General features: G+C 36.6%; 18 protein-coding genes. 1 reads left to right on the top strand and 17 read right to left on the bottom strand.

Features of this window, described 5'->3' with window-relative positions; genetic code table 11:
- Nucleotides 1-37: 37 nt before the first annotated feature.
- The 10 genes from ilvA to IAE51_RS01290 all read right to left on the bottom strand — a co-directional run bounded on the left by ilvA (nt 38) and on the right by IAE51_RS01290 (nt 12,031).
- A complete protein-coding gene (gene ilvA / locus IAE51_RS01335) occupies nt 38-1,288 on the bottom strand; it encodes a threonine ammonia-lyase IlvA (protein WP_015426407.1) in 1,251 nt (416 codons plus the stop codon).
- A gap of 55 nt (nt 1,289-1,343) precedes the next feature.
- Nucleotides 1,344-2,366, bottom strand: a complete 1,023-nt coding sequence (gene ilvC, locus IAE51_RS01330) for a ketol-acid reductoisomerase (protein ID WP_017864494.1) — start codon at nt 2,364-2,366, stop codon at nt 1,344-1,346.
- A gap of 45 nt (nt 2,367-2,411) precedes the next feature.
- Complete coding sequence (ilvN, locus tag IAE51_RS01325) at nt 2,412-2,888, bottom strand: acetolactate synthase small subunit (protein WP_010905839.1); 477 nt, start codon at nt 2,886-2,888, stop codon at nt 2,412-2,414.
- Nucleotides 2,881-4,608 carry an acetolactate synthase large subunit gene (locus IAE51_RS01320; protein ID WP_200094547.1) on the bottom strand — a complete coding sequence of 576 codons (1,728 nt, stop codon included), beginning with the start codon at nt 4,606-4,608 and terminating at the stop codon, nt 2,881-2,883. The genes ilvN and IAE51_RS01320 overlap by 8 nt, the downstream gene beginning before the upstream one ends.
- A gap of 10 nt (nt 4,609-4,618) precedes the next feature.
- Entirely contained in the window at nt 4,619-6,331 is a 1,713-nt protein-coding gene (gene ilvD / locus IAE51_RS01315; protein ID WP_014570601.1) for a dihydroxy-acid dehydratase, read from the bottom strand.
- A 121-nt stretch (nt 6,332-6,452) separates the two neighbouring features.
- Nucleotides 6,453-7,232: an ABC transporter ATP-binding protein gene (locus IAE51_RS01310; RefSeq protein WP_200094545.1), complete on the bottom strand. Its 780-nt coding sequence runs from the start codon at nt 7,230-7,232 to the stop codon at nt 6,453-6,455.
- A gap of 13 nt (nt 7,233-7,245) precedes the next feature.
- Nucleotides 7,246-7,821, bottom strand: a complete 576-nt coding sequence (gene leuD / locus IAE51_RS01305; RefSeq protein ID WP_200094543.1) for a 3-isopropylmalate dehydratase small subunit — start codon at nt 7,819-7,821, stop codon at nt 7,246-7,248.
- Nucleotides 7,822-7,840: 19 nt separating this feature from the next.
- The gene (gene leuC, locus IAE51_RS01300) at nt 7,841-9,223 is read right to left on the bottom strand and encodes a 3-isopropylmalate dehydratase large subunit (protein ID WP_200094540.1); all 1,383 of its coding nucleotides are present in this window, start codon (nt 9,221-9,223) and stop codon (nt 7,841-7,843) included.
- 217 nt (nt 9,224-9,440) lie between these two features.
- Nucleotides 9,441-10,478 carry a 3-isopropylmalate dehydrogenase gene (gene leuB, locus IAE51_RS01295; protein WP_012897815.1) on the bottom strand — a complete coding sequence of 346 codons (1,038 nt, stop codon included), beginning with the start codon at nt 10,476-10,478 and terminating at the stop codon, nt 9,441-9,443.
- An 11-nt stretch (nt 10,479-10,489) separates the two neighbouring features.
- Nucleotides 10,490-12,031, bottom strand: coding sequence for a 2-isopropylmalate synthase (locus IAE51_RS01290; protein ID WP_058203795.1), 1,542 nt, complete (start codon nt 12,029-12,031; stop codon nt 10,490-10,492).
- A 424-nt stretch (nt 12,032-12,455) separates the two neighbouring features.
- Between IAE51_RS01290 and IAE51_RS01285 the strand changes: the two genes are divergently transcribed.
- A complete protein-coding gene (locus IAE51_RS01285; RefSeq protein WP_003131122.1) occupies nt 12,456-13,415 on the top strand; it encodes a rhodanese-related sulfurtransferase in 960 nt (319 codons plus the stop codon).
- Nucleotides 13,416-13,428: 13 nt separating this feature from the next.
- Here the strand turns inward: IAE51_RS01285 and IAE51_RS01280 are convergent, their stop codons facing one another.
- From IAE51_RS01280 to IAE51_RS01250, 7 genes are read right to left on the bottom strand one after another with little or no spacing between them, the layout of a single operon-like run.
- Nucleotides 13,429-14,238 carry a histidinol-phosphatase gene (locus IAE51_RS01280; RefSeq protein WP_058206575.1) on the bottom strand — a complete coding sequence of 270 codons (810 nt, stop codon included), beginning with the start codon at nt 14,236-14,238 and terminating at the stop codon, nt 13,429-13,431.
- Entirely contained in the window at nt 14,239-14,877 is a 639-nt protein-coding gene (gene hisIE, locus IAE51_RS01275; RefSeq protein ID WP_021721688.1) for a bifunctional phosphoribosyl-AMP cyclohydrolase/phosphoribosyl-ATP diphosphatase HisIE, read from the bottom strand.
- Nucleotides 14,874-15,653, bottom strand: coding sequence for an imidazole glycerol phosphate synthase subunit HisF (gene hisF / locus IAE51_RS01270; RefSeq protein WP_085624359.1), 780 nt, complete (start codon nt 15,651-15,653; stop codon nt 14,874-14,876). Before hisF ends, hisIE begins: the two co-directional genes overlap by 4 nt.
- The gene (hisA, locus tag IAE51_RS01265) at nt 15,643-16,362 is read right to left on the bottom strand and encodes a 1-(5-phosphoribosyl)-5-[(5-phosphoribosylamino)methylideneamino]imidazole-4-carboxamide isomerase (RefSeq protein ID WP_058206573.1); all 720 of its coding nucleotides are present in this window, start codon (nt 16,360-16,362) and stop codon (nt 15,643-15,645) included. Before hisA ends, hisF begins: the two co-directional genes overlap by 11 nt.
- Nucleotides 16,363-16,965, bottom strand: coding sequence for an imidazole glycerol phosphate synthase subunit HisH (gene hisH, locus IAE51_RS01260; RefSeq protein WP_033899582.1), 603 nt, complete (start codon nt 16,963-16,965; stop codon nt 16,363-16,365).
- The gene (gene hisB, locus IAE51_RS01255) at nt 16,966-17,568 is read right to left on the bottom strand and encodes an imidazoleglycerol-phosphate dehydratase HisB (protein WP_139916727.1); all 603 of its coding nucleotides are present in this window, start codon (nt 17,566-17,568) and stop codon (nt 16,966-16,968) included.
- Entirely contained in the window at nt 17,565-18,311 is a 747-nt protein-coding gene (locus tag IAE51_RS01250) for a methyltransferase domain-containing protein (protein ID WP_226319422.1), read from the bottom strand. Before IAE51_RS01250 ends, hisB begins: the two co-directional genes overlap by 4 nt.
- Between the last annotated feature and the right edge of the window lie 72 nt (nt 18,312-18,383).

Below are 18,383 nucleotides of genomic sequence, written 5' to 3'. Positions count from 1 at the left end.
TGAAACTAGAAAATGGCTCAAATCAATTATTGGTTAGTTAGACCAAAAGTTCGTATAAACTATCATTTCCATGTAAGTTAACATAACGATTATCAAATCTTTCAATCCGATTAATCAATGAATCATAATCACTAGCATCTGAAAGTAAAATCCCAACAAGACAAGGTCCTTTACCTTTATCAGCCCTTTTGATGTACTCAAATCGGGTAATATCATCATTTGGCCCTAAAATATCACTGACAAAAGTTCGTAAGGCTCCTGGTCTTTGAGGAAAGTTAATGACAAAATAATGTTTTAGACCTTCATAAACCAAAGCTCTTTCTTCAATTTCTTGCATTCGACTAATATCATTATTTCCGCCGCTGATGATACAGACAATATTTTTACCCTTGATTTCATCTTTAATAAGTTCAAGTGCGGCAACAGATGTTGCACCTGCTGGTTCGGCGACAATACCTAATTTTGAATACAATTCGAGTATGGTTTGAGAAATTAAACCTTCATCAACCGCAAGCAATTGTTTCACTTTGTCATTAATAAGTTGGTAAGTTTTTTGACCGACAGTCGCAACCGCAATTCCGTCAGCAAATTTATCAATGTGTTCCAAGGTGACGGGCTGACCAGCAGAGTAGGCAGCTTTCATACTTGTTGCCCCTTTTGCTTCAACTCCGATAATTTCAGTTTGGGGATAGCGCTCCTTACTGTAGGCCGTAATTCCTGCAATTAAACCACCTCCACCAATCTGTACAAAAATCTTATCTAAACTTATTCCTTGTTTTTTAGCTTGCGCAAAAATTTCTAAAGCCACTGTCCCTTGACCAGCAATTACATTTTCATCATCAAAAGGGTCTATAAATGGTTTGTCATTATCTTGAGAAAAAGCTTTTGCTGCTCTGGCTGATTCATCAAAAGTATCACCAATTAAACGAATTGTTACATGACTTTCGCCAAAAAATTTAACTTGTGAAATTTTTTGGTTAGGTGTGGTAACGGGCATAAAAATTGTCGCAGAAATATTTAATTGATTTGCGGCAAAAGCAACTCCTTGTGCATGATTACCTGCGGAGGCACAAACCACTCCTTTAGAGCGTTGCTCATCAGATAATTTACTGATAGAATAATAAGCTCCTCGTAATTTAAAAGAACGAACTTTCTGTAAGTTTTCTTCTTTTAAGTAAATATTTGCTTGATATTTATTGGAAAGGTAAGGGTCTAATTGTAAAGGTGTTTTAGTGACAACTGCTTTTAACAAATCATAGGCATCTTCAACCTCTTTGGCACTTATCATTTATGTCATTCCTCCATAAAATGCTTTTATGTTTTTGTTCAATCAATAAGAGAAATTACTGATAGATTTTAAAGGCATCGTCATCACCAGATTGTGTGAATGGCATTGCTTTACGTAGTTCTGCCCCAATTTTTTCAATTTCAAGATTTTTAGCAGCTTCGCGATAGGCTGTTAATTTTGGACGCCCCGCTTTGAAGTCATCAACGAAATCTTGAGCAAATTTTCCAGATTGAATATCAGCCAAAACAAGCTTCATATTCTTTTTAACTTCGTCAGTAATAATCCGTGGACCAGTCACATAATCGCCAAACTCAGCAGTATTTGAGATGGATTGACGCATTTTAGTAAAACCACCTTCATACATGAGGTCAACAATCAATTTCATTTCGTGTAAAACTTCAAAGTAAGCCAATTCGCCAGCGTATCCAGCTTCTGTCAGTGTTTCAAAACCGGCTTCAACAAGTGCTGTCAAACCTCCACATAGAACGGCTTGTTCTCCAAACAAATCTTCTTCTGTTTCTTCTTTAAAGGTTGTTTCGATAATTCCCACTCGAGCACAACCAATTCCTTTGGCCCAATCCATTGCGATTTCACGCGCATGACCACTTGCATTTTGGTGTGAAACAAACAAAGCTGGTGTACCAAAACCTTCAGTATAAGTCCGACGGACAAGGTGACCTGGAGCCTTAGGTGCAACCATAAAGACGTCAACGTCTTCTGGTACTTTAATATAGCCAAAATGGATATTAAATCCGTGAGCAAAACCAAGTGCTGAACCTGCTTTCAAGTTTGGTTTGATGTCCTCTTCATAAATGGATTGTTGAAGTTCATCTGGCGCCAAAACCATAATAACATCAGCTTTAGCTACCGCTTCTCCTACTTCAAATGTTTCAAAGCCATCTTCTTTTGCTTTATCAAAAGATTTTCCGTGGCGCACACCAATGATAACGTTGTGACCAGAATCACGCAAATTCTGTGCGTGAGCATGTCCTTGTGACCCATAGCCGATTACTGCAATTTGCTTTCCAGCAAGTGCTGATACTTCTACATCATCTTCATAATACATTGTAACTGCCATTTTTGTTTCCTCTATTTTTCTATTTATTTGTTAACTTATTTAAATTTAGCCACGCTCGAAGCCTGCACTACCTGTCCGAGCCATATTTAGAATGCCATAAGGACTAACAACATCAATAAGTGCTTCGATTTTTGCTGAATCACCCGTTAATTGAATGGTGACATTTTCCAGATTGACATCAACTACATTTACTCTAAAAGGTTCAATCATTGTAAAAATTTCTGCCCTAATGGTCGGTGGAGCTGATACTTTAATCAAGACGACTTCACGTTCTACATGAGGCAAATCTGTAATATCAGCTACTTCAATCACATCAATTAATCGATTTAATTGTTTAATGATTTGTTCTACTTCATCAAGATGATCAACTTCAATAACAAAAGTGGTATGAGTTAAGTCTTGACTTTCTGTAACTCCAGCGGTAATTGAGAGAATGTTCACTTGCCTTCGATTGAGAACGGCGGTAAATCGATTCATAATTCCTGTTACATTATGAAGTTTTGCGATAATCATTCTACGCATTATCTACCTCCTCATTCTTATCAGTAAAATGAAGTCCAATCATTTCGTCATTGTGTAATCCAGCTGGTATCATTGGTAAAACATGTTCAGATTTTGAAATTAGAACTTCAATAAGCATTGGCTCATCTTCTGTAATAATTTTTAAATCATCAGCCAAAGTTTTTGGATTATCTAACTTAACATGTTTGATGCCATAAGCTTCGGCTAACAATTGAAAATTGGGTTCAACATCAAAAACTGATTGTGAACGTCGCTCTTCATAGAATGATTCTTGCCATTGACGTACCATTCCCAATGAATGATTATTAATCAGAACAACTTTGATTGCAATACCGTAGCCATTAAGTAATGCTAATTCTTGATTAGTCATTTGAAAGCCACCATCGCCAACAAAAACAATGACATTTTTATTTGGTTGTGCCAGCTTTGCACCGATTGCTGCAGGAATGCCAAAGCCCATCGTTCCCATTCCCCCAGAAGTAATAAGTTGCCTTGCATTTTTATAAGGATAATATTGTGCCACCCACATTTGATGTTGCCCAACATCAGTTACAATGATTGCATCTCCTTGGGTATATTCTCCAATTAATTTAATTGTTTCCTGTGGACGGATATCATGGTTTTGGGGCTCATAAGTAAATGGTGCTTTCTCTTTATTTTCAATGACAGTTTTAATCCAATCATTAAAGTCAGTCTTGACCTTATTTAATTGCAAAAGTCTGCTTAAAGCCGCTTTCAAATCAGAAAGGATTGGAATATCGGTTTTTACAATTTTGCCAAGTTCAGCAGCGTCAATATCAATATGAGCAACGACAGCATTTTTAGCAAATTTTGCAGGATTGGATACAACTCTATCGTCAAAACGTGATCCCAAATTAATAATATAGTCAGCTTCAACTAAAGCCATATTTGCAGCGTATGAACCGTGCATTCCTGCCATTCCTAGTTGCAATTCGTGGCTGATTGGTAATGTTCCTAAGCCAAGCAATGTAGAAACAACTGGAATTTGATATTTTTCGACAAATACTCTGAAAATATCAACTGAGCCAGAATAATTAATTCCTCCGCCAGCAATAACGACTGGTTTTTTACTGACAGAAAGTTCTGTCAGTAATTCTTGCAATTGTTCATCAGTCGCTTTTTCACTTTCGTGATAATGAGGAAGATTCAAGCTTGGGTCATTAATTTCAGTGACTTCAAGGGTGGAAACATCTTTTGGTAAATCAATTTCTACTGGTCCAGGACGTCCTGTCCTTGCCAAATAATAGGCTTCTGTAACAATTCTTGGAATATCTGCAGTTTCCCTAATTTGATAATTATATTTTGTAATTGGGGCTGTAATTCCAACAGTATCTGCTTCTTGAAAAGCATCTTTACCAATTGACTGACGGCCAACTTGACCTGTGAAAACTAACAATGGGACTGAATCAAGATAAGCGTCAGCAATTCCGGTTACTGCATTAGTCGCTCCCGGTCCAGACGTAACAACGACGACACCAACTTTACCAGACGATTTAGCGTAACCTTCGGCTTCATGCGTTGCTCCTTGCTCATGACGGGCTAAAATATGTTGAATTCCTTCAAAATTATGAATCGCATCATACAAGGGGAGCATGGCCCCACCAGGATAACCAAAAATAATTTCTACTCCAAGTTCTTTTAAGGTTTGGAGAACAAGTTGGGAACCGGAAGTAGGTTTTTCTAACTTTATTTTTTTCATTCAAACCTTTCTATAAATCTGTAACGCAACCTTCACTAGCGGGGCGTGTAAGTTTGGCAAATTTTGCAAGGACACCACGCGTTGCTTTAGGGGTTGGTTTTTGATAATTGGCACGTCGTTTAGCAATTTCTTCATCAGAAACTTTTAAACTAATACTATTATTCACCGCATCAATTTCGATAATATCATCATCTTCAACTAAACCAATCAACCCACCTTCAACTGCTTCAGGGACGATATGACCCACAACAAAGCCGTGTGTGCCACCAGAAAATCTTCCGTCAGTAATTAGGGCACAAGATTTTCCAAGTCCGGCTCCAATTAATGCTGAAGTTGGTTTTAACATCTCTGGCATTCCCGGACCTCCGACTGGTCCAATATTTCTAATGACCGCAACATCACCGGCATGCAATCGGCCAGACTCAATGCCATCGATAAAGTGTTGTTCTCCGTCAAAAACACGAGCAGTTCCTTTGAAAAATTCGCCTTCTTTACCAGAAATTTTTGCAACAGAACCCCCTTGGGCAAGATTACCGTACAAGATTTGTAAATGTCCAGTAGCTTTAATTGGATTTTTTAGTGGTCGCATAATATCTTGGCTGTCAAAGTCCAAATCTAATGCTGTTTCAACATTTTCAGCCAAAGTTTTACCTGTGACGGTCAAACAATCACCGTGAAGTTTTCCTTCTTTAAGTAGGTATTTCAAAACAGCAGGAAGGCCACCAATTTTGTGCAGATCTTCCATCATATATTTTCCGCTTGGTTTGAAATCGCCAAGAACAGGGGTAATATCTGAAATACGTTGGAAATCATCTTGCGTAATTTCTACACCAATGGCATTTGCCATTGCAATGATATGAAGCACAGCATTGGTTGAGCCTCCAAGGACCATGACAATTGTTATGGCATTTTCAAAAGCTTCTTTGGTCATGATATCACTTGGTTTAATATCTTTTTCTAATAAATTTTTGATGGCTAAACCAATTTCATCACACTCTTCTTGTTTTTCTTGACTGACTGCTGGATTGGAAGAGGAATAAGGTAAACTCATTCCTAAAGTTTCAATAGCAGCAGCCAGGGTATTGGCAGTGTACATTCCTCCGCAAGCCCCTTGTCCTGGAATGGCATTGCAAATAACGCCATGATAATCTTCATCAGAAATATTTCCAGTGATTTTTTGCCCCAGAGCTTCAAAGGCCGAAACAATATTTAATTTTTCACCTTTATATTCGCCATGTTCAATCGTTCCACCATAGACCATAATTGACGGACGATTTAAGCGAGCCATTCCGATGATTGACCCTGGCATATTTTTATCACAACCGGGAATGGCAACGATGGCATCATAATATTCTGCGCCAGCGTTGGTTTCGATGCTGTCAGCAATCACTTCACGACTGACCAAAGAATATCTCATGCCAAGCTTTCCGTTAGCAATTCCATCAGAAACTCCAATAGTATGAAATTGAAGTCCAATCAATCCGTCAGTTTGGTTGACAGAACTTTTGATTTTACTCCCAAGTGTTCCCAAGTGCATATTACATGGATTTCCGTCCCAATCCATGCTGACGATTCCGACCTGAGCTTTTTTGAAATCCTCATCTTTAAAACCAATGCCGTAGTACATCGCTTGAGTCGCTGGTTGTGTTGGATCTTGAGTCAATGTCTTAGAATATTTATTGAGTTCCACTGATTCAACTTTTCCGTTATATTTGAATTCCATATGTTATCTTTTTGACCTCCCCGTAAATTTACATAGAGCTATTTTATCACTAAAAAAATGAAAATACAATAATTTGTCAGAATATTCTATATAGTCTATAAAATACTTTTGCTTTCCTTTCTCAGTTAGCAGGAATTACAAAATATTTCTGCTCAAAACGGTGAACTTCTACTTTTTCTTGATAAAAATCAGTAAGTATCTTTTCATTTAATAAGTTTTCTTTTTTCCCTGATTGAATCACTTTTCCTTCTCTTAAAAGTAAAAGGTGAGTAAAAATATCAGTGATTTCATCGGGATGATGAGAAATATAAATGAGTGTTGGTGCGGTTTTTAATTGATTAATCTGCTGCAGTTGCTTTAATAATTTTTCTTTAGCAAATAAATCTAAACCGTTCGTTGCTTCGTCCAAAATTAAAAGCTCAGGCTTTAAAATTAAGCTCCTAGCAATAAGAAGAACTTGCTTTTCCCCTTGAGAAAGGCTGGCATAATTTCGGCCAATAAGTGATTTTGCGCCCATTTGTCTTAAAAGCTGACGGGCCTCATCAAGTTCCTGATCTGTGTAGGGTTTATAGAGCATGCTCGAATTAAATTTCCCAGTATAAACAAGGTTTTCAGCCTTAATATTTGGTTGAAATCTTTCAGCAATAAATGAGCCAACTACGCTGATTCTTTTTCTCAACTTAGGAATTTCTCCATTTCCAAATTGAGTATTTAAAACAGTGATTTCGCCAGAAGTTTTCCATTCTTCTGCTAAAATCAATTTCAAAAGACTTGATTTTCCAGAACCGTTGAGGCCTAGAATAACCCAATTTTCGCCGGAATTTACTTTCCAAGTAATATCTTTAAGAATTTCTTTTTTATTTCGAGTAAGATTTACATTCTTTAAATTAATAATTGTCATTTTAGGCTCGCTCTTATTGATTTTTTTGTTCGTACGCTGAGATTGCTTCTTCATATTGCAAAGTTATTCCAATATCATCTAAGCCATTAATTAATTTGTCTTTCCAAATGGGGTCAATCTCAAAATGAAAGTCACCAAGACTTGTGATAATTAGCTGATGGGGTAAATCAATTGTAATTTCTTCTTGACTTGACAGTTTTGTCAGTTGATTTAGAACTTCTCTTGGTTGTTTAATTGGTAACAAGCCATTTTTTAAAGCATTATTATAAAAAATATCTGAGTAAGAGCCAGCAATAATTGCCCGAAAGCCGTAATCTGATAAGGCCCATGCCGCATGTTCTCTTGAAGAACCCGAACCAAAATTATCTCCTGAAATTAACAGAGAAGCTTTTTTGTATTTTGGAGCATTCAAAATAAAATCAGTATTCTCATCGTAATCTTTAAGATAACGCCATTCATAAAATAAATTTTTCCCAAAGCCCTTTTTATCGATTGCTTTCAAAAATTGTTTAGGAATAATTTGGTCTGTGTCAATATTATCGTTCATGACTGGAACACTTGTCCCTTTGTAAATCGTGAATTTTTCCATCTTTTTTTCTTTCTACAGACTAATCTGTTACGAGCGTTCTAACATCTACAAATTTACCAGCGATTGCGGCGGCAGCGGCCATAGCTGGAGAGCACAGGTGCGTTCTTGCATTATGTCCTTGACGTCCTTCAAAATTTCGATTAGAGGTTGAAGCACAATGAACGTATTCTGGAATTTGGTCAGGATTCATTCCAAGACAGGCTGAGCAACCCGGTTCCCGCCATTCAAAACCAGCTTCTTTAAAAATTTTATCAAGCCCTTGTGCTTCAGCCGCTTCTTTCACAGGTCTGCTTCCAGGGACGACAATTCCTGTCAGTCCATCAGCAATATGTCTGTCTCCAATAATTTTTGCAGCTTCTTCTAAATCACCAAGTCTAGCATTCGTACAAGAACCAATGAAAATATAGCCTAAATCTATGTCAGAAGCGGTTTGGCCTGGCTTTAAATCCATGTACTGATAAGCACGTTCATAATTCAAATCATTGTTAATTTCCGGAAACTTTTCGCCAAATTCTAGGCCCATTCCGGGATTTGTTCCCCATGTCAACATTGGTTTCAACTGGCTGACATCAAGACTTAAAATCTTATCGTATTGTGCATCAGAATCACTGACAAGTTTTTCCCATTTACTGACAGCTTCATCAAAGTTTTTAGGTGCATGTTCACGCCCTTTGACATAGTCATAAGTTTTTTCATCAGGATTCATCAGGCCAATTTTTGCCCCAAATTCAATTGACATGTTACAGATTGTCATCCGTTCTTCCATGCTTAAATCACTGATAGCATCCCCACTATATTCAACCGCATAACCTACACCTGCATCCACACCATATTTAGCAATTAATGCGAGGATAAAGTCTTTGCTATAAATTCCTTTTTGTGGATGACCTTGAAATTCAATTTTCATACGCTTGGGTTTAACTTGCCAAATGGTTTGAGTTGCAAGAACATGTTCAACTTCACTTGTACCAATTCCAAAAGCAATTGCACCAAATGCTCCATTTGTTGCGGTATGACTATCGCCACAAACAATTGTTTTTCCCGGTTGAGTTCTGCCAGATTCAGGTGCTACCATGTGAACAATTCCTTGTCCTTTTCCACCATGAGTCTCCGCTGGAACATCAAATTCTTTGACATTTTTAGTAAAAGTATCAATTTGTTTTTTAGAAATCAAATCTTGAATATTAAAAATATCTTGTGTTGGAACATTGTGGTCAAGAGTTCCGTATGTCAAATCTTTTCTCCGAACACGACGTCCTGCTTCGCGTAAGCCCTGAAATGCTTGCGGACTCGTAACCTCATGAATAACATGAAGGTCAATATAAAGCAGTTGAGGTTCTCCCTCATTTCCAGCAATCACATGCTGATCCCAAAGTTTATCAAATATTGTTTTACCTGACATTTTTTATTTCCTTTTTTAAAAATTTATTCTGACAAATTCTGTCAGTAATTTTGTACTTTTTGTCAGTAATATTTACTGATAGAATTATCAAATTTATTAACGGTTCTTTTGTCTGCAACTAAAATGCTCACTATTCAATCGCAATTACTGACAGAACTGTCAGCTATGATGACGGTTCTTTTATCTACAACTAAAATGCTCACTATTCAATCGCATTTTACTGACAATTTTTCAGGATTGCTTCTGTCATTTCTTTAGTTGTTGCAGTCCCACCTAAATCTTTAGTCAAAATTCCGTCAGTAAAAGTTTGGGTTACGGCTTTTTCAATCATCGCAGCCCCATCTTCTTGCCCAAAAGATTCTCTTAGCATCATGGCAATTGATAGAATCATCGAAACAGGGTTCGCAATTCCTTTTCCTGCAATATCTGGTGCCGAACCATGAATTGGCTCATAGAGTGCTAAACCGTTAAATCCATGCGAACTCGAAGGCATCACTCCTAAGCTACCGGCCAAACTACTTGCTTCATCAGAGAGAATATCACCAAATAGATTTTCAGTGACTATCACATCAAATTGTTGCGGATTAGTAATCAGTAACATCGCACAAGAATCGACCAATTGGTGCTCTAATCGTACATCAGGATATTCGTCAGCAATTTCATCAGCCATTTTTCGCCATAATTTAGAAGTTGCAAGAACATTTTGTTTATCAACCGAAGTCAGTAATTTTCTGGGCCGACTTTGAGCACTTTTGAAAGCAAAATGAAGAATTCTTCTTATTTCATCAGCAGAATAATCATTGACATCTCGTGCTTTATCATCTGCCAATTCATGCTGACCGAAATAGATTCCCCCTGTCAGTTCGCGAATCACTAAGAAATCAACATTTTCAACATTTCGGATGGGAGAAAGTTTTTTTAGAGCCGGATAAATTTTTAATGGACGAACATTAGCATACAGTCCTAATTCTTTTCGTAAAGCAAGTAGCCCTTGTTCTGGTCTAACTTTTGCATTGTTGTATTTAGGATGACCAATTGCAGCGAGCAAGATTGCGTCAGCATTTTTAACTGCTTGCAAAGTTTCTTCTGGTAAAGGATGACCATGCTTATCAATTGCAATTCCTCCAAAATCTTTAGCTTCTAATTCATACTCAAAATCAATTTTTTTACTGACAGCTTTTAAAACACTTAAACCAGCTGACATAATTTCTGGCCCAATTCCATCTCCCGCAAGTGTCACAATTTTTTTAGACAATATTTTTCACCTTAAATTCCATCATGAGCTGAAATTTGTTCAACCTTTCCTTGTAAATTTTCTTTTTGAACTAAAACATTAGCGTTCATGTAAGCAATGGCGCTTCCTTTCAATACATCATAATCAACACCTTTAGCATTAAATATAGTGCCTGTAGATAGATTTTCAACAGAAACCAAAGTCGTTGCTTGTGCATCAATTCCATCAGTTACAGCATCAACTGAATAGGAAATTAATTTTAGTTGATGATTAAAGACTTTATCAATAGCTTTAAAAATTGCATCCACTGAACCTGCCCCCTCTCCTTGGCTAACATAAATTTCCTCTTCTTGATTTTTTAGTTGCACCAATGCCTTGTGCCCATCAATTTGAACATTATCAAGTATAAATCCAGCTAGATTTTTTACCGTTTCTCCTGTAAACAAGGCATGAATATCTGCGTCAGTAATTTCTTTTTTCTTGTCAGCTAACTTTTTAAATTTTTCAAATAAAATTGCAAGACTTTCATCGTCATAAGCAATATTAAGTTCCGTCAATTTTTCACTAAAAGCATGACGACCAGAAAGTTTACCTAAAGGCAACGAATTATGCTTTATTCCGACAAGTTCTGGTGTAATAATTTCATAAGTTTCAGCATTTTTAAGGACACCATCTTGATGAATTCCTGATTCGTGTGCAAAAGCATTAGCACCAACAATTGCTTTATTTTTTGGAATAGCAATTCCTGAAAATTGTGAAATTAGTTCTGCCGTTGCAGCAGTTTCTGAAAGTTTTAAAGGACTTTGTGCCTGATAAAAATCTTTACGAATATGTAGTGCCACAGCAATTTCTTCAAGAGCAGCATTCCCAGCTCGCTCTCCAATACCATTGACAGTTCCTTCAACTCTCCCAGCCCCAGCTTTAATTGCAGCTAATGAATTAGCTACAGCCATTCCTAAATCATCATGACAATGTGGACTAAAAATAATTTCTCTCTCAGACTTAGTATTATCAATCAAAAATTTAAAAATTTTTCCATATTCTTCTGGTGTCGTATAACCGACAGTGTCAGGAATATTAATATAAGTTGCTCCAGCATCGACAGCCGTTTGAACAGCCTCTAAAAGAAAATTCAACTCTGTCCTTGTTGCATCCTCTGGAGAAAACTCAACAACCTCAACCCGTTCACGTGCGTATTTCACACATTTATCAATATTTTTCAAAACTTCTTCGGGACTGATTTTAAGTTTATATTTCATGTGAATAGGTGAAGTGGCAATGAAAACATGAATTTGCGGATATTTAGCCCCCTTTACCGCTTCAACCGCTTTATCGATATCTGAGATAACACAACGAGCTAATGCAGTGACAGCCGTATCATTCAAAGAATCAGCAATTTGCTTTACTGCTTCAAAACTATCTGGACTTGCCGCAGGAAAACCAGCCTCTATGACAGAAATCCCCCATTTTTCCAGTTGTTTAGCAATCGTTACTTTTTCTGAAATGGAGAAACTAACGCCCGGCGTCTGTTCGCCATCTCTCAAACTTGTGTCAAAGAATTCAATTTTTCGCATAATATTACCTCTATTTTTTATTAAGAAACAAAAAAGACGCCCGTGAGGACGTCTCTCGGTCCTCGAAATGACTATCGCCAAACAGGACCCACATATTTTAGCCACAAAAGCTAATGTAGGTCCACCTTGATCAACAACAATGAAAATTGTGTGTATGTCATTTCAAGTTCCTCTTTTTTGTTAATTTACATTATAATACTCTTAATATTTTAAATTGTCAATAAAATAATAATATTTAATGCATTTATTTGTATTAACAAGAATTTAACAACAAATAGATTACAACTTCTCCCTTTAATATTCAATTAAATCCACAATAATTAAGCTTGTTAGAAAATATACAAGCAATTTTGTTGCTTTAGGTAGACATAAAATGATTAAATTATAATGGATTCTAATGTACTAATAAGATTAAGGAGAAATTATGACTCAAGATTATCGAGTTTTATTATATTACCAATATGTCCCAATTGAAGATGGAGAAACTTTTGCCCAAAAACACCTCGCAGACTGTAAAGAATTAGGTTTAAAAGGACGCATTTTAGTTGCTGACGAAGGTATCAACGGAACTGTTTCTGGTACTATCGAGCAAACAAATGCCTACATGGAATTGATGAAAAATGACCCTCGCTTTAGCTCAACAATTTTCAAAATTGATGAAGCCGAGCAAAATGCTTTTAAGAAAATGCATGTCCGTTATCGCCCTGAATTAGTCAATTTAAGTTTAGAAGATGACGTCAATCCTTTGGAACTTACTGGGGCTTATCTTGATCCAAAAGAGTTTCGTGAGGCCATGCTTGATGAAAATACAGTAGTGATTGATGCACGAAATGATTATGAATTTGACTTAGGACATTTTCGTGGCGCCATTCGTCCAGAAATAAGAAGTTTTAGAGAACTTCCACAGTGGATTCGAGATAACAAAGAACAATTCATGGAAAAACGTGTTTTAACCTACTGTACCGGTGGAATACGTTGTGAAAAATTTTCAGGATGGCTCGTTCGTGAAGGCTTCAAAGATGTTGGTCAACTTCACGGAGGAATTGCCACATACGGAAAAGACCCAGAAGTTCAAGGAGATCTCTGGGACGGACAAATGTATGTTTTTGATAGCCGAATCGCAGTTCCAATCAACCAAAAAGAACATGTCATTGTCGGACGTGATTGGTTTGATGGAAGCCCATGTGAACGTTACATCAATTGCGGAAATCCAGAATGTAACAGACAAATGTTAGCTTCAGAGGAAAACGAAGCAAAATATCTTGGTGCTTGTTCACATGAATGTCGAGTTCATCCCAATAACCGTTACATCAAAGCCCACCAACTATCAAATCAAGAAGTTCAAGAACGTCTTGCGCTACTTGAGAAAGATTTAGCATCATAATATAAAAAGTCTATTATTCTTTAATAGACTTTTTATTTTTATCAATTTTCATCCCACTAAAAGTTGCTAGTTCGTGAAAACCAGCTTTTTTAATTAAAGTTCTTGCTTTATGAATTGAAAGCCAATCACGCTTTGCTATATGACTATCCGTTCCTAAAGTTATAAATTTTCCACCTAATTTTTTAAAATTAATCAATAAATCACTATAAAATTGTTCAGTTTTCGGATCATCAAACAATCTAGTATTTATTTCTAATGCTTTTTCTTTTGAAGCTAAAGCCCGCAAGATTTCAAATAAAATCTCCCGATTCTCTGCAAACTTTATTGATTTATCCGTGTAAGGTCCATATCTAGCAACATAATCTAAATGGCCAAATGAATTATAAGTCTCAAAATTTTGAACAACATCTAAACAAGCTAAAAGATATTCTCTTTGTGCTTCTTCTTTTGTTTTCTGTAGATAAAATTCTGTTCCGTCATAAACTTCAATATCTCCAATTTCATGAACAGAGGCAATCACAAAATCAAAAGAAGCCGAATCAATAAACTGATTAATTTCTGATTTAAAACGTAAATCAATTCCCATTTCCAAGCCAATTTTTATTTTAATTTTATCTTTAAATTCCGCTTGTAATCGATTGATTTCTTGAAAATACTCAGGTAGATTTAGTGAAAAATCCATTCCTGGAAAATAAAAATCTCGATGCTCTGTAAAACAAATTTCTTCTAAACCATGTGCTATAGCTTCTGTCACATGCTTTCTAGGAAGCTCCTCACTATCAGCCGAAAAATGAGAGTGAAAATGATAATCTAATTTTTTCATTTAATCTGCCGTCCTTGTATGAAATTCCTTCTTATTTCCTTCTAGCTGATGCCGTTCTTTTGCTTTTTGCCGTACTTCTTCTAGAGAAATACCTTGCTGATTCATTAATACAAACAAATGATAAAGTAAATCATCAATTTCTCCTAAAAGTTCTCCTTTATCTGAATTTTTACTAGCAATAATCACTTCACTTGCTTCTTCACCAACTTTTTTTAATACTTTATCAATGCCCTCTCCAAGCAAATAATTCGTATAAGATTTTTCGACTGGATGTAACTTTCGGTCGATGATTTGCTTCTCCAACTCTCTGAAAATATCAGAGTCATCAAAAGGAATAAGTTCATCATAAAAACAAGAGTAAGTTCCGGTATGGCAAGCATTACCAATTTGTTCAACAAAAACCAATAAAGTATCTTGGTCGCAATCCAAACGCATTCCTTTTATTTTTTGAAAATGACCTGATTCTTCTCCTTTGTGCCAAAGTTTTTGTCGTGAACGTGACCAAAACCAAGTCTCACCAGTTTCAAGCATTTTCTCAAAAGCTACTTCATTTGTATAGGCAAGCATTAATACTTGATTTGTTTGATAATCTTGAACAATAACAGGAATAAGTTCCTGCTTATGAAAATCTGGTCTCATAATGTCTCCTTCTTAATAATTCTTGCTGGAATATTATTTTTTATAAGTTCGTCTTTAACTTCATCAACTGTTGCTTCGCCATAATGAAATAATGAAGCAACAAGGGCAGCATCGCTTCTTGTATTTTGAAAAACTTCAACAATGTCCGAAATCTTCCCACAACCGCCACTTGCTACAACAGGAATATTAACAGCAGTACAAACGTCATTCAGCATTTCCAAATCGTAGCCTGTCTTTGTTCCATCCTTATCCATTGAGGTTAGTAAAATTTCGCCTGTTCCTAATCTTTCACACTTTTTAGCCCAATCAACTAAGTCAAGACCTGCATTTTCACGCCCGCCTTTGATATAGACATCATATCCCCTATGGTCTGCTCGTTTTTTAGCATCAATAGCAACAACAACACATTGAACGCCAAATTCGTTAGCCGCTTGACGAATAAGTTCAGGATTTTCAATTGCAGCTGAGTTGACGGATACTTTATCAGCTCCTCTAGCAAGAATTCTTCTAAAATCGTCAATTGAACGAATTCCTCCACCAACGGTTAATGGAATTGAAAGTTCACGCGCCGCCCGACCAATTAATTCACCAATAATTTCACGTTCTTCAAAAGATGCTGTAATATCAAGAAAAACAATTTCATCTGCACACTGTTCTTCATATATTTTGGCCAATTCCACTGGATCACCTATTTCTCTTAAACCCACAAAATTGATTCCCTTAACAACCTTACCATTTTTAATATCAAGACAAGGGATGATTCTTTTAGTTAGCATTCCTGAACTCCTTTTCAAGATTAATTTTCCCCTCATAGTAAGCTTTCCCAACGATAATTCCATAGAAGTCAGAACGAGTTGCACGTTGAATATCAGAATTATCCTTTACACCTCCAGAAATAATCACGTTTAGGGAACTTTCCTTTGAAATTTCATCATAAAGTTTAAAATTTGGACCTGTCAGTGTTCCGTCTTTGGAGATATCAGTAATAATAGTGGTTTTAACCCCTATTCTCTCTAATTTTTTTAAAAATGACAGGTAAGGAAGACTTGTTTTTTCTAACCAACCACTTGTTGATACAAAACCCTCTCTAATATCTACCCCAACAATGATTTTGCTTGGACCATATTTAATTAATAATTCCTTAAGAAAATCAGGTTTTTCTACCGCTGCGGTTCCTAAAATCACTCGTTCCACACCAATTTGTTCAAGATACATTCTAACTGTATCGAAATCTCTAATTCCACCACCAATTTCGATTTTCAATCTTGTTTCATCTTTTATTTTTCGCACAAGCTCTAAATTACGAGTTTGTCCTATCTTAGCACCATCTAAATCAACCAAATGGAGGTCAGTCGCCCCCATTCTTTCAAATTTTTGAGCAATTTCAAGGGGATTTTTTGAATAGACCGTTTTCTTATCATAATCTCCTTTGTAGAGACGCACGGCTTCACCATTTTGCAAATCAATTGCTGGAATAATCTTCATTTAAATTTCCTCCAAGAATGCTTTTAGTATCTTTCTGCCAATTTCTCCACTCTTTTCAGGGTGAAATTGACATCCTATCACATTATTTTTTCCAACAATTGCCGGAATTTTTACTTCGCCATAAGTGGTGTAGGCAATGAGTTCATCATCAGGACAAGTCGCCTGATAAGAATGGACAAAATAGACCTCATCATTATCAGACAAATAATGAGTTGTTGGACTGGTTTTAGCCAGGTTTAATTGATTCCATCCCATATGCGGAATTTTCTCATTAGTTTTGATTGGAATTACCTCTCCCTTTAAAAGTCCAAGACCTTGTCTTTCTTCTATCTCGTATCCTTTTTCAAAAAGCACTTGCATTCCTAAACAAATTCCCAATATTGGTATTCCAGCAGCAGCTCGTTCTTGTATAAGTTCAATCAAATTAAACTTTTTTAAATTATTCATTGCTGTAGGAAAAGCCCCAACTCCTGGAAGAATAAGTGCATCTGCTTTACGAATTTCCTCTAAATCTCTTGAAATCACTGTTTCTTGTCCCAATCGTAAAAATGCGGCCTGTACACTTTGAAGATTTCCAATATTGTAGTCGATGATAACAATCATTTATAGTAATCCTTTCGATGACGGAATTAAATTAGCTTTCGCTTCATCAATACTTACAGCTTGTTTTAGCGCCCTCGCTGTAGATTTAAACATGCCTTCAATAATATGATGCGTATTTTGCCCATAATGTTCGTTCAGATGTAACGTAATCCCAGCATTAAAAGCAAGGGCACGAAAAAATTCTTCAGTCATTTCTGTATCATAGCCACCAAGTTTTTGATTTCCTGATAAATCAGCATGAAATACCAAATAAGGTCGTCCACTAATATCTAAATCACAAGTCACCAAAGCTTCATCCATTGGAATGGTAAAACTTCCATAACGTCGAATACCGAGCTTATTACCTAATGCTTCGCTGATACATTTGCCAAGAGCAATCGCAACATCTTCAATGAGATGGTGCGGGTCCATCCCTACTGTTTCATGATCCCCATGTCCTATGATTTTTAAGTCAAAATCGCTGTGAAAGGTGAGAAGTGTCAGCATGTGGTCGAGAAAACCAATACCTGTACTAATGTCCGCTTGACCTGTGCCGTCAAGATTGATGGAAAGTTCGATTTGTGTTTCTTTGGTATTACGCGTGATGTGTGATATGCGTGTCATAACAGGTTCTCCTTAGTTTTTTTAAATATCAAATGATGTAATCGTGCGACTGGATACAGCGTTTGGTCTTTCGCTACTTTTTGCTCTAACTTAAGCATGGGTTGATACCAGTTGTCTGTTTCTTTGATTTCTGCGTTTTGTGAAATACCGTAAAAATGACGAATTCCAAATTTTTCTTGGAGTTTCAGTTTGTAATTTGCCACAAAATCTGTCAGCCAATCATCGTCATAAACTAGGATATCGCCGTGGTTGTGAGAAGCAACAGCTTCATTTTCATAAACATCAAGCGCTGCCTGCGGATTATCACGTCCTGCTGCCACTTCTATCATGCTACCGTACTTACTGTGCTTGACAATAGAAAGCGTGCCGCCATCTGTCAAAAGTGACAAGAGTAATTCCAACACGACTTTTCGGTCGAGGACGTATTCTAAAACATTGTGAATGAGAATCACGTCGTAACGCTCATTTTTAACAGTTTCTGCAAAGTCGTCAAAAGTTCCTGTCAACTGACGAAAAGTTTGGTCAGACATCATCTCGAGTTTTTCTACGTCAGGCTCATAGCCCGTGACTTCAAATCCCTGTTCCATCAAAAATGTTTCCGTCCGACCAAATCCAGAGCCGAAACTCAGAATTTTTGAATCTTTTGTCAAATTTGGTAGTAGCTGTGGAAAAAGTAAGTCATAGAACATCCGACCCCATGGTTTTTCGAAAACTTCTGCATAATAATTTTCTTGTTTTGTCATGTTTTTCTCCCTACTATTTTTCTTATTCAATATTTTAAAATCCATGTGGCTCCTCACGCCTTGACCAATAAA

It is taken from the genome of Lactococcus sp. S64 (genome assembly GCF_016516525.1).
GTDB classification, from domain to species: domain Bacteria; phylum Bacillota; class Bacilli; order Lactobacillales; family Streptococcaceae; genus Lactococcus; species Lactococcus lactis.
The sequence above is the reverse complement of the archived record's forward strand: the minus strand, read 5'-3'. Positions and strand labels throughout refer to the sequence as shown.

Coding starts and splice junctions, on each gene's coding strand:
- IAE51_RS01290 (WP_058203795.1), bottom strand. CDS start 12,031: ATGCGAAAAATTGAATTCTTTGACACAAGTTTGAGAGATGGCGAACAG.
- IAE51_RS01280 (WP_058206575.1), bottom strand. CDS start 14,238: ATGAAAAAATTAGATTATCATTTTCACTCTCATTTTTCGGCTGATAGT.
- IAE51_RS01250 (WP_226319422.1), bottom strand. CDS start 18,311: ATGACAAAACAAGAAAATTATTATGCAGAAGTTTTCGAAAAACCATGG.
- IAE51_RS01285 (WP_003131122.1), top strand. CDS start 12,456: ATGACTCAAGATTATCGAGTTTTATTATATTACCAATATGTCCCAATT.
- hisF (WP_085624359.1), bottom strand. CDS start 15,653: ATGCTAACTAAAAGAATCATCCCTTGTCTTGATATTAAAAATGGTAAG.
- leuD (WP_200094543.1), bottom strand. CDS start 7,821: ATGGAAAAATTCACGATTTACAAAGGGACAAGTGTTCCAGTCATGAAC.
- leuC (WP_200094540.1), bottom strand. CDS start 9,223: ATGTCAGGTAAAACAATATTTGATAAACTTTGGGATCAGCATGTGATT.
- ilvD (WP_014570601.1), bottom strand. CDS start 6,331: ATGGAATTCAAATATAACGGAAAAGTTGAATCAGTGGAACTCAATAAA.
- IAE51_RS01310 (WP_200094545.1), bottom strand. CDS start 7,232: ATGACAATTATTAATTTAAAGAATGTAAATCTTACTCGAAATAAAAAA.
- hisB (WP_139916727.1), bottom strand. CDS start 17,568: ATGACACGCATATCACACATCACGCGTAATACCAAAGAAACACAAATC.
- hisIE (WP_021721688.1), bottom strand. CDS start 14,877: ATGAGACCAGATTTTCATAAGCAGGAACTTATTCCTGTTATTGTTCAA.
- IAE51_RS01320 (WP_200094547.1), bottom strand. CDS start 4,608: ATGAAAAAAATAAAGTTAGAAAAACCTACTTCCGGTTCCCAACTTGTT.
- ilvN (WP_010905839.1), bottom strand. CDS start 2,888: ATGCGTAGAATGATTATCGCAAAACTTCATAATGTAACAGGAATTATG.
- ilvC (WP_017864494.1), bottom strand. CDS start 2,366: ATGGCAGTTACAATGTATTATGAAGATGATGTAGAAGTATCAGCACTT.
- ilvA (WP_015426407.1), bottom strand. CDS start 1,288: ATGATAAGTGCCAAAGAGGTTGAAGATGCCTATGATTTGTTAAAAGCA.
- hisH (WP_033899582.1), bottom strand. CDS start 16,965: ATGATTGTTATCATCGACTACAATATTGGAAATCTTCAAAGTGTACAG.
- hisA (WP_058206573.1), bottom strand. CDS start 16,362: ATGAAGATTATTCCAGCAATTGATTTGCAAAATGGTGAAGCCGTGCGT.